Annotated in this window: 8 protein-coding genes, 1 rRNA gene and 1 pseudogene; 9 read left to right on the top strand and 1 reads right to left on the bottom strand. The window is 45.1% G+C overall.

The annotated features are described in order from the left end of the window. Positions 1–28 precede the first annotated feature (28 nt). The 9 genes and pseudogenes from rrf to priA all read left to right on the top strand — a co-directional run bounded on the left by rrf (position 29) and on the right by priA (position 9,279). A 5S ribosomal RNA gene (rrf, locus tag ACTQ53_RS12285) occupies positions 29–141 on the top strand. A 396-nt stretch (positions 142–537) separates the two neighbouring features. Further along, positions 538–759, top strand: coding sequence for a DUF2795 domain-containing protein (locus tag ACTQ53_RS12280; protein WP_006848869.1), 222 nt, complete (start codon positions 538–540; stop codon positions 757–759). 85 nt (positions 760–844) lie between these two features. Beyond that, the gene (locus tag ACTQ53_RS12275) at positions 845–1,780 is read left to right on the top strand and encodes a PorP/SprF family type IX secretion system membrane protein (protein ID WP_441933188.1); all 936 of its coding nucleotides are present in this window, start codon (positions 845–847) and stop codon (positions 1,778–1,780) included. A 43-nt stretch (positions 1,781–1,823) separates the two neighbouring features. Then, positions 1,824–3,284, top strand: coding sequence for a type IX secretion system lipoprotein PorK/GldK (locus ACTQ53_RS12270; RefSeq protein ID WP_294969639.1), 1,461 nt, complete (start codon positions 1,824–1,826; stop codon positions 3,282–3,284). Between the two features lie 5 nt (positions 3,285–3,289). After that, positions 3,290–4,015: a type IX secretion system motor protein PorL/GldL gene (gene gldL / locus ACTQ53_RS12265; protein ID WP_294969642.1), complete on the top strand. Its 726-nt coding sequence runs from the start codon at positions 3,290–3,292 to the stop codon at positions 4,013–4,015. Between the two features lie 189 nt (positions 4,016–4,204). Continuing rightward, positions 4,205–5,101 (top strand): annotated as a pseudogene (gene gldM / locus ACTQ53_RS12260) (gliding motility protein GldM); the annotation flags it as partial. A 24-nt stretch (positions 5,102–5,125) separates the two neighbouring features. Then, entirely contained in the window at positions 5,126–6,181 is a 1,056-nt protein-coding gene (gene gldN / locus ACTQ53_RS12255; RefSeq protein WP_441933185.1) for a type IX secretion system ring protein PorN/GldN, read from the top strand. Between the two features lie 50 nt (positions 6,182–6,231). Next, the gene (locus ACTQ53_RS12250; protein WP_441933183.1) at positions 6,232–6,867 is read left to right on the top strand and encodes a porin family protein; all 636 of its coding nucleotides are present in this window, start codon (positions 6,232–6,234) and stop codon (positions 6,865–6,867) included. A 138-nt stretch (positions 6,868–7,005) separates the two neighbouring features. Then, positions 7,006–9,279 (top strand): replication restart helicase PriA, encoded by a 2,274-nt coding sequence (priA, locus tag ACTQ53_RS12245; protein ID WP_441933181.1) that lies wholly within the window; start codon positions 7,006–7,008, stop codon positions 9,277–9,279. Positions 9,280–9,362: 83 nt separating this feature from the next. On the opposite strand, the gene ACTQ53_RS12240 is transcribed toward priA, so the two are convergent. Next, positions 9,363–11,000: a hypothetical protein gene (locus tag ACTQ53_RS12240; RefSeq protein WP_294969653.1), complete on the bottom strand. Its 1,638-nt coding sequence runs from the start codon at positions 10,998–11,000 to the stop codon at positions 9,363–9,365. Positions 11,001–11,034 lie beyond the last annotated feature (34 nt).

Here is an 11,034-nt window from a genome sequence, read left to right as displayed (position 1 = left end):
TTGTGTGCAAATACGTCATACCCCATTATCAGGTGGTTATTGCGGTGAGGTCCCACCTCTTCCCATTCCGAACAGAGAAGTTAAGCTCACTTGCGCCGATGGTACTGCAATGCAATGCGGGAGAGTAGGTAGCCGCCTTCTTTCAATTTCAGAAGCCTCGATTACGAAAGTAGTCGGGGCTTTTTTGTTTTCATGCGGATTTTGTTTTCTCACGCTGATTGCTTTTTTATGCTGATTGTTTTTTTATCACGCAGATTTGGCTTTCCCTTCGGCCGCCGATTTTCAATTCGCAGATGACGCAGATTCTTTTAGCTGTTTTTTCCTTTTACCTTTTTACTCTTTTACCTTTTTACTCTTTTACCTTTTTACCCTTTTACTTTTTTACCTTTTTACTTTTATCCCCCGTTTTTTTCTTGTTTGATATGTTTTCTAGAGAATTTATGTTCTTTTTTGAAAAAAAATGAGAGAAAAACTTGTAGTTACAATATATTTTATTACTTTTGCAGCCAAATTCATAAAACGTTAAATAATTAAGCTATGTATTGGACACTTGAATTAGCTTCAAAGCTTGAAGATGCACCATGGCCTGCAACAAAAGAAGAGTTGATTGACTATGCAACTCGTTCTGGTGCGCCTCTGGAAGTTCTGGAGAATTTGCAGGAAATAGAGGACGAAGGGGATGTTTACGAAAGCATCGAAGACATCTGGCCTGATTATCCTTCAAAGGATGATTTCCTCTGGAATGACGACGAATATTAAAGTCGATGATAGGGCTGCTCTTTTCTTAGGGCAGCCTTTTTCATTTCTATATATAATAAAATCGTGTTTCTTCCGTTATTAGATTGTGTTTAAAAGATTTATCATATTATGTTTGGTGCTGGCGGATGCCCTGTGTTCCTGGGCGCAGTATGACGCTTCTTTCAGTCATTACTTCGACATGGAACCTTCTTTTAATCCGGCAGCAGTGGGTAAGCAGGCAAAACTGAACTTGACGGCTGCTTACGCTCTGGATATGGCAGGATTCGAACACAATCCCCGTACGATGTATGTGGCTGCGGATATGCCTCTTTATGCGCTGAAAAACTATCATGGCGTGGGAATCAACCTGATGAACGACCAGATTGGTCTTTTCACTCATCAGCGTCTTTCCTTACAGTATTCTCTGAAGCGACCGCTCCTGGGGGGTATGCTGGGTATAGGATTGCAGGGTGGCATGATCAGCGAGAAGTTTGACGGTAGCAAGGTGGATGCCGGAGAGTCTGGTGACCCTGCTCTTGCCACCTCCGATGTTAATGGTAGTGGCATGGATTTTGGCGTAGGTCTTTATTATATGCGCGGACCTTGGTATGTGGGACTTTCTGCTCAACATCTGACTTCTCCCACCATCGAACTCGGAGAAACCAATGAAATGAAGATAGATGCCGTATATTATTTGACAGGTGGATACAATATTCAGTTGAGAAATCCGTTCTTAAAAATAAAATCGTCTATGTTGGTGAAGTATGACGGAACCACCTGGCGAGGAGATGTGACAGGCAGACTGGTCTACCAATATGACAAGAAGCTTCTGTATGGCGGTGCTTCCTACAGTCCTGACCATTCTGTAACGCTTCTCTTGGGCGGAAGTTTTCATGGGGTAGTCCTTGGATATAGCTACGAATTCTATACCTCGTCTATCAGTGCCGGAAATGGCAGTCATGAACTCTTCATCGGTTATCAGACAGACATCAATCTTGTGAAAAAAGGAAAGAACAAACATAAGAGTGTACGAATACTCTGACAAAAGTGGATATGCAGGAATAAATAATATAAGACTCATGAATATGAAAAAGAATATATGGCTTCTAGGTGCATTGATTGCTGTCTTGACGCTGAGCAGTTGCTTCGGTGCCAAGTATACTTCAATGGCTGGCAGAGGCGGTGAGGTTGTTGGCGTTAGTGGTAAGAGTTTTGCCGAGCCAGCCCCTTTTGGTATGGTAAAGGTGAACCGTGGCTTTCTGAAAATGGGTTTGGAAAGTCAGGATTCCCTATGGGGACAGAAGACTCCGAGAAAGGATGTATCTGTAGATGGATTCTGGATGGATGATACAGAAATCACCAATTCAGAATATAAGCAGTTTGTGGCTTATGTGAGAGACTCTATCCTTCGTACCCGTCTGGCTGATCCAGCCTACGGTGGTGATGAAACCTATATGATTACCGAGGATAAGAATGGTGATCCTGTTCCTCCGAGAGTAAACTGGAAGAAAATGTTGCCAAAGAAACCGAATGAGGATGAAATGCGAGCATACGAAAGTCTGTATGAAACCAATCCCGTAACAGGAGAAAAGCTGATAGACTGGCGACAGCTCAACTACAAATACGAAATCTACGACTATTCGGCAGCAGCCCTTCGCAGAAACCGTATCAATCCGAAGGAACGTAACCTGAACACGGATGTTACCGTGAATCCTGACGAAGTGGTGATGATTTCCAAGGATACTGCTTATATCGATGATGAAGGAAGAATCATCAGCGAAACCATCAACCGTCCGTTGAGCGGACCTTGGGATTTCCTGAATACCTATATCGTGAATGTCTATCCTGATACTACCTGTTGGGTAAACGACTTCCGCAATACGGAAAGTGAAATCTATCTGAGAAGTTATTTCAGTAATCCTGCCTATAATGACTATCCGGTCGTGGGCGTGACATGGGAACAGGCAAATGCCTTCTGTGCATGGCGTACCGATTATCTGCTGAAAGGTCTGGGACCGGAAGCCAGATTCGTACAGCGTTACCGTCTGCCTACAGAAGCAGAATGGGAGTTTGCTGCAAGAGGCAAGAACCAGAGTGAATTTCCTTGGGACAATCAGGATGTGAAGAATGGAGACGGCTGTTACTACGCCAACTTCAAGCCAGACCGCGGTAACTATACCAAGGATGGAAATCTGATAACGAGTAAGGTAGGTATTTACTCTCCAAACTCAAACGGACTCTTCGACATGGCGGGAAACGTGGCAGAATGGACCAGTACCGTTTATACAGAGGCTGGTGTTGACGCCATGAACGACTTGAATCCGGAACTGAAATACAATGCAGCCAAGGAAGATCCTTACCGATTGAAAAAGAAGAGTGTGAGAGGAGGTTCCTGGAAAGATCCTGAATCGTTTATCCGTTCGGCATGGCGCTCCTGGGAATATCAGAACCAGCCACGTTCGTATATTGGATTCCGTTGCGTAAGAAGTCTGGCTACTACATCGAGTGCCAAGCAGAAACCATCAAGAAATAAGAATAGGAGATAATTAAAATGGGTGACTATAGTAAATATAATATTGTCTATCGTCTGCAGAAGTGGATGGATAGCGTTCCGGGACAGACTTTCCTGAACTATGCATATAGTTGGGGTGCGAGTATCGTTATTGCTGGTACTCTCTTCACGTTGACGCATCTTCCCGGAGCCAAACTGATGATCTTCCTGGGAATGGGCACTGAGATTATCGTGTTCTTCCTGTCAGCTTTCGACCGTCCTTTCGATAAGACTGCTGAAGGTAGAGATCTTCCCACTCATGTGACGGAGGAATATCTGGAGGGCGATAAAGTAGAATACCAGGATAAGAATGTGGCTGCTCCTACCATAGGAGCGTCTTCTTCTCCAATTGCTGGTATTGCCAACCAGGCTTCCCAAATAGTTCAGACGGATGCCTTGGCAGAAATGCAGGTAGCTTCTGAGGAAATGCAGAAAGTGCAGAGCAGCTATGTGGATGAACTGAAGAATCTGGTAGATACCCTTGGCAAGGTTAATGAGCAGAGCTCCCGTCTGACTCGTGACAGCGAGGAGATGGAAAACCTGAACCGCACGCTTACCGGTATTACCAAGGTTTATGAGATGCAGTTGAAAAGTGCCAGTCAGCAGATTGGTACCATCGATCAGATTAATGAACAGACCCGGAAGATGGCTCAGCAGATAGAGCAACTGAACAGCATTTATGCACGTATGATTGCAGCGATGACCGCAAACTTAAAAGAAAAATAAATGGCAATAAAGAAAAGACCGATATCACCACGCCAGAAGATGATCAATCTAATGTATGTCGTCTTGATGGCTATGTTGGCACTGAATACTCCTACAGAAGAGGAACTCGGTGTCAAGGGAAAGTCGTTGGTGGAGAAGGTGAAGAGAAGTTTGCTGGATGAGCCGAGAAAGGGCGACGAGAAGAAGAAGGATGTGAAACTCGTAGAACTGAATGTAAGCGAAATGGATGCCTTCGTGATTCCTGAAAAGACAACCCTGTATGCCGGTGAGCGTTTCAATTCACATGTGGTGATGGCGGCTGTGGATAGTACCCAGCGACCTGAAATTTATGTCAATGGCAGTCGGCTTCAGGCTGCTGATGGTAGATATAGCTTTACTGCTGGTGGGGTAGGAGAACACCGGTTTAGTGGTTATATCCTGATGAAAGGTAAGGATGGCGAGGAAATCCGTCGTAACTTCAGTCAGAAATATACCGTATTGCCAGTTCCTAATACAGCTACCGTTGCTGCCGACCTGATGAACGTGCTCTATGCAGGCTATGCCAATCCTATCAGTATCAGCGTTCCTGGTGTTCCGGCAAATGCCATTTCTGCAACCATGACAGGCGGTTCTTTCGTAGCTAAGGGCAATGGTCATTTCGTGGCTACACCTTCAGCGGTGGGTAAGGATGTTACCATCCATGTGACAGCCCGCGATAAGGGACAGGTGAGAAGTCTGCCTCCATTCGTCTTCCATGTAAGAAAACTTCCTGATCCAACCGCCTATATTGCGATGGGAACAGATAGATTCAAAGGTGGTGCCCTATCGAAAGGTGCTCTGATGGGTGCAACAACCATTCATGCTGCCATTGATGATGGACTTCTCGATATTCCATTCAAGGTGTTGGGCTTCGAGACCGTTTTCTTTGACAACATGGGAAATGCTATCCCGCTGGCTTCAGCTGGTTCCAACTTCTCTGAACGACAGCGCGAAGAGTTCAGAAAACTGTCAAGAAACCGACGCTTCTATATTTCTCATATCAAGGCTGTAGGTCCTGACGGGATTACCCGAAAACTGCCGGCTGCGATGGAAGTAATCGTGAAGTAAGTTCAATTTTCAAAGTATAAAGTAATGAAAAAGATATTATTCATAATCATACTCTTGGGAATGACGCAGGGTATTATAGCTCAGCCTCAGGCTCGCAGACAGCAGGCACAGCAGAAGGCTCAGCAGTCTAATGCCAACAACATGACTACCCGTGCGCAGATTTCCTTTCCTACTGCAGCCCCAATGGATGAGGATGTGGTATGGAGAAGAGATATCTACCGTGAGTTGGATCTCAATGAGGATGCCAATGCAGGATTGTATTATCCGGTAGAGCCAATTGGTAACCAGATGAATCTCTTTACATCAATATTCAGACTGATGATGACGGGCAAGATTAACGTCTATCAGTATCGTATGGATGGAAACGAGAGTTTTGCTGCTGCCGACCGTGTGCAGCCGTTGGCTTTCCTGGACAACTACCATATCTATTATGAAAAGCAGAATAACGGTAGAATCAAGTTGGATAACAGTGATATTCCTTCCAGTGAGGTGAAAACCTATTATATCAAGGAGTCTACCTATTACGACCAGCGTTCGGCTACTTTCCATACCAAGGTGCTGGCACTTTGTCCTATCATGACACGTGATGACGACTTCGGAGATGGTGGTACCAAGTATCCTCTCTTCTGGGTGAAATATGATGATCTGGCTCCTTTCCTTGCCAAGCAGCAGATGATGACCAGCAATCTGAACAATGCTGCGGTGATGAGCGTGGATGATTATTTTATACGTACCCAATATAAGGGAAAGATTTACAAGACCAATAATATGTTGGGTAAGACTTTGGCGCAATACTGTCCTAATGATTCTGCAATGGCAAAGGAACAGAAGCGCATAGAAGCAGAATTGGCTGCTTTCGAAAAGAATGTATGGGGCGATCAGGCTAAGAAGGATTCACTCGACAGCATTGCCAATGCAGCCAATGCTGTGAAGGGAAAGGCTAAGGTGAAGAACCGTAGAGCTGGTGGCAGTTCTTCTGTGAGAGCTTCCAAGTCTGCTTCTGTCAAGACTCGCCGTCCGAAGAGTAGTTCCTCTTCTAATGGTTCTGCACGTGTAACGGTTCGTCGTGAGCGCCATTAAAAATGAGGATAAGAATGTTTTTTATTAACAGAATAAATAAAAAAGAGAAAATGAAAAAAGTTTTATCAATTGTATTCCTGGTGGCAGCCATGCTGTTTGCCGCAAATGCAAATGCCCAGATCAAGTTCGGTTTGAAGGGTGGTTTGAATGTGACAAGCATGTCTTTTAGCGAGGAAGTTTTCGATGCTTCCAACAAGACAGGCTTCTTTGTTGGTCCAATGGTGAAGGTTACTGTGCCTATCGTTGGATTGAGTTTCGATGCTGCAGCTTTGTACGACCAGAAAGAAGCTGATGTCAAGTATACCGGTACTGAAGGTGAACTTGGTAAGGTTAACGTGAAGCAGCAGTCCATCAACATTCCTGTGAACGTGCGTTACGGATTCGGCTTGAGCAGTTTGGCTAATATTTTCCTCTTTGCTGGTCCACAGTGGGGCATCAACGTTGGTGACAAAAACTTCAAGTGGAATAAATCAAGCAGCTATTCTTTGAAGAAGTCTAACTTCAGTGTAAACGTAGGTGCCGGTGTAACCTTGTTGAATCATCTTCAGGTTTCTGCAAACTACAACATCGCTTGCGGCAAGTCTGCTGATGCCAGTCTTTCTAAAGCACTTGATGCAGCTGCTAATGCCGGTAAGGACAAGAGCCACAACAATTCCTGGCAGATTGCCTTGGGTTACTGGTTCTAACCAAAGACAGGAAGAGGTCTATACCTATTAAAATATTTAAAAGCAGGTATCCAATGATGGATATCTGCTTTTTTTTTGCTAACTTTGCAAAACGAATGCTCCTAAGTGGAGCATCCCATCGTTTCAGAAGATAAAGATATGAGATACGTAGATGTGATATTACCCCTTCCGCTCGACGGAACCTTTACTTATTCTATCCCTGCAGGGATGGAAGAAAAGGTCGTGCCCGGTATGCGAGTGCTGGTGCCATTAGGCAAAAGCAAGAAGTATATTGCCATGGTTGCGGATGTTCATTCGGAGAAGCCTAACTTCGACTGCAAGCCGATAGATGCGGTGCTGGATGAATGTCCTTCTCTTCTGCCGCAGCAATACCGGCTCTGGCAATGGATCAGCAGTTACTATATGTCTTCACTGGGAGATGTATATAATGCTGCCATGCCTTCGGGAATGAAATCTACCGAGAAATTCAAGCCCAAGATGGAACTCTATGTGGAACTGGCAAGTGGATTCCGGAATGAGCAGGCGCTGCATGTGGCTCTCAATATGGTGCAGCGTGCGTTGAAGCAGTCGAAGGCTCTTACCACCTTCCTCACCCTTTCTCATTGGGATAGTCTGGAGGGAGATACTCCACGGGAAGGTATCAGGAAGGTAACGAAGGAAGAGCTGATGAACGAAGCCCACTGTACGGCGGCTGTCGTGAAGGCGCTTATCGACCGTGGCATTCTCTTTACTTACGAGTTGGAAGTGGGCAGATTGAATACTTCGGGTGAGGCGCATCTGGATTTGATCAAACCCTTATCCATGGCGCAGCAGGATGCCTATAATCAGATACTGATGCAGATGATGAAGAAAAACGTGGTACTTCTGCATGGTGTTACTTCCAGTGGAAAGACGGAAATCTATATCCATCTCATCAGAAAAGCCATCGAAGAGCACAAACAGGTGCTTTATCTGTTGCCGGAAATCGCCCTAACCGTACAGATTATGGAGCGGTTGCACAAGGTCTTCGGTGACCGTCTGGGTATCTATCACTCGAAATACAGTGATGCTGAGCGTGTGGAAATCTGGCAAAAGCAGTTGTCTGGCAAGCCTTATGACGTGATATTGGGAGCGAGAAGTGCCGTCTTCCTGCCTTTCCAAAGGCTGGGACTTGTCATCATAGATGAAGAGCACGAGACATCCTTCAAGCAGCAGGATCCGGCTCCACGCTATCATGCCCGCAGTGCAGCCATCATGCTGGCTAATATGTATGCTGACGCCAAGGTTCTGCTGGGAACAGCTACTCCTTCCATGGAGAGTTATTATAATGCGCAGCAGGGGAAATACGGACTGGTAGAACTGAAAACAAGATATAAGGACATCCAACTGCCAGAGATACAAGTGGTGGATGTGAAAGATCTGCGCCATCGCAAGATGATGACAGGAGCTTATTCTCCTCAACTTCTGGCGGCAGTAAGACAGGCATTGAAGAATGGAGAGCAAGCCATCCTCTTCCAAAACCGAAGAGGATTTGCTCCGATGATAGAATGCAAGGTGTGCGGATGGGTACCAAAATGCAAGAACTGTGACGTATCGCTTACGTTGCATAAGAGTATCAATCTCCTGACCTGTCATTATTGCGGCTATACCTATCCTGTACCAACGGAATGTCCGAACTGTGGAAGTACCGAGTTGATGGGCAGGGGAATAGGAACGGAACGCATCGAAGACCAGATAGCAGAAATCTTCCCCGAAGCCCGTATCGCCCGAATGGACTTAGATACAACCCGTACCCGAAATGCCTATGAGCGACTGATATCCGATTTCTCTTCGGGAAAGACGAACCTTCTGATAGGTACGCAGATGATTTCGAAGGGCTTGGATTTCGATAAAGTGAGTGTGGTGGGTATCCTGAATGCTGATTCGATGCTCAGCTATCCTGATTTCCGTGCTTATGAGCATGCTTTTATGATGATGGCACAGGTGAGTGGAAGAGCAGGAAGAAAGGGAAAGCGGGGACTGGTAATCCTGCAAACCAAGAATCCTACCTTGCCAGTTATCGGACAGGTGGTGCATAATGATTACGAGGGATTGTTCAAGGGAATCCTGGAAGAGAGAAAGATGTTTCATTATCCGCCTTTTTTTCATCTTATCAACGTGTTCCTGAAACATAAGCATGAAAAGATATGTCAGCAGGCTAGTTTTGAACTGGGCAAAACCTTAAGAGGATGGTTTGGTGAGCGTGTGCTAGGTCCGGATAAGCCAGCCGTAGCAAGGGTAAAGACCATGAATATCCGCAAGTTAGTCATCAAGTTGGAGAATGGAATCGACCAGATGAAGGTAAGGGAATACTTGAAGTATGCCCAGAACATGATGCTGAAAGATCCGAGATATGGAGCTTTGCAAATCTACTATGATGTAGATCCGCTATAATTGAAAAGGCTATCCTGCCTGCTGCGGGATAGCCTTTATAATTGTAGTTATGTGTTTTCTTATGAAAAGAAAGTGAATTCTTTTTAGAAATTGATGTCGAGCCCAACTGCAAACACATTGTTGTTACGAGTATAGTCAGAGTTGTAGCTGAAGTTCTTCTGGGCTGTGAGCTGGACATTCTCTGAAGTCTTCTTGTGCTGATAGAAGGTATGGAAATAAGCCACGTTCAAATCCATCTTCTTATTGATGTGGTAGACACCACCGATGGCAGCAGAGTTGGAGCTGACAACGAACGATTTGTCGTCCATGTATCTTTTTGAAGTTGGGGTGTCAAGGTTCTCATCAGGCAAACCATAGTTGGTATTCTGCCAGCCAGTACTCAAGGTAATCTTCTTGTTTACGTCTACCTCGACACCTGCGTTGTACTCCAATGTACCACGCTTTAACTTCTCCTGTCGGTTGTTGTAAGATGTAGCGTGCTTGTCATCGAACCAGTGGAAACCTACGTTTACTCTTACTGTATTTACTGGACTGTAGCCAACACCGAGTGCCAGATAAGCAGGCATATCACCAGCAATCTTCTTGCCATCTTCGTATTCGCCGATAGCCTCTTCGAGCTTGGCGTCGAACTCGGTCTTCAAGCCAGCCATTGTCTTTACTACATCATCGTTAGTCAAAACAGCTTGAGTAGTATTTGCTGCTACAGCTTGAGCATTCTCTGGAGTCATCCCCTTATTTGTGAACACCTGAGTCAATGTTTCAACCATCTGTCTGGACAAGTTGTCTGGGAGAGCACTGATACTAGGAGCCTGATTTACAGCCTTGTTCTTCAAACGTATGCGAGTCTTGAACTCATATTTTGCAGAGAAGTTCCACTTGCCTGTCTTGAAGTCTACACCGATGATAGGAGTAAAGCCGATGCCGCTCTGGTCACAGCTCAATTCAATGTTGGCTGCATTTTCCTTGTTAGGGTCGAGAACCTTGTACAGAGGCATGTTGCCTACCTTGATGTTTTCAACATATCCATAGTAGTTTGTTGAAGCATAGACACCACGTACGCCTGCAAATGCGCTGAAATTGTCGCTGAATTTGTATGCAGCACCTACAGAGAGACCGTAATAGTACTGACGTCCATGCATATAGCTATTGTAACTATATTCGCCTTTCTGACCGAAAGCTTGGTCGGTTGTAAACATTTGCATTCCTGGCTGTCCAAGTGTATTGCCCAATACGTTGTCAACAGTTCTTGCCAAACCGCAAGCAGCCATTGCAGTCTCAGCTACGATTTTCTCGAAAGAGCCCAATCCATTATCAAAAGTACACTTACCGCCACCACCGGTGAGGGCGAAGCCAGCCTGGAGAGACCATCTACCTTTATTATAAGCATACTGGAAAGAAGGGATAACAGGTGCAAAAGCTTTGCCCTTGAATGTACGAGGAGTAATAGGATTGTTCACATTGTTTGTGAACAATGCATAATCATTCTCAATGCTACGTGTCTGGTAAGCCAACTGCCAGTTGATGGCAAGATGCTTTCCTTCACCCATGAATACAACTCCTGCTGGATTGTAATAAACACCGTCGATACCAATAGAAGCCTCACGGCTCATCATTCTGTTGAATGCTACATGTTGATTGGTGTTAGTGAGCAAACCACCTGCAAAAGAAGGGGCTGCTGAAGCCATCGCAATGGCAAGACTAACTAATTTTAGTTTCTTCATTTTAATTATTTTAAACAAAAACGTCCGCAAAGGT

This window comes from Prevotella sp. Sow4_E9_plate (genome assembly GCF_052116205.1).
Lineage (GTDB): Bacteria > Bacteroidota > Bacteroidia > Bacteroidales > Bacteroidaceae > Prevotella.
This window is presented reverse-complemented; position numbering and strand designations above follow the sequence as displayed.

Excerpts from the sequence above, each read along its gene's own strand:
- ACTQ53_RS12240 (WP_294969653.1), bottom strand. The coding sequence starts at position 11,000 with ATGAAGAAACTAAAATTAGTTAGTCTTGCCATTGCGATGGCTTCAGCA.
- gldL (WP_294969642.1), top strand. The coding sequence starts at position 3,290 with ATGGGTGACTATAGTAAATATAATATTGTCTATCGTCTGCAGAAGTGG.
- ACTQ53_RS12250 (WP_441933183.1), top strand. The coding sequence starts at position 6,232 with ATGAAAAAAGTTTTATCAATTGTATTCCTGGTGGCAGCCATGCTGTTT.
- priA (WP_441933181.1), top strand. The coding sequence starts at position 7,006 with ATGAGATACGTAGATGTGATATTACCCCTTCCGCTCGACGGAACCTTT.
- gldN (WP_441933185.1), top strand. The coding sequence starts at position 5,126 with ATGAAAAAGATATTATTCATAATCATACTCTTGGGAATGACGCAGGGT.
- ACTQ53_RS12270 (WP_294969639.1), top strand. The coding sequence starts at position 1,824 with ATGAAAAAGAATATATGGCTTCTAGGTGCATTGATTGCTGTCTTGACG.
- ACTQ53_RS12280 (WP_006848869.1), top strand. The coding sequence starts at position 538 with ATGTATTGGACACTTGAATTAGCTTCAAAGCTTGAAGATGCACCATGG.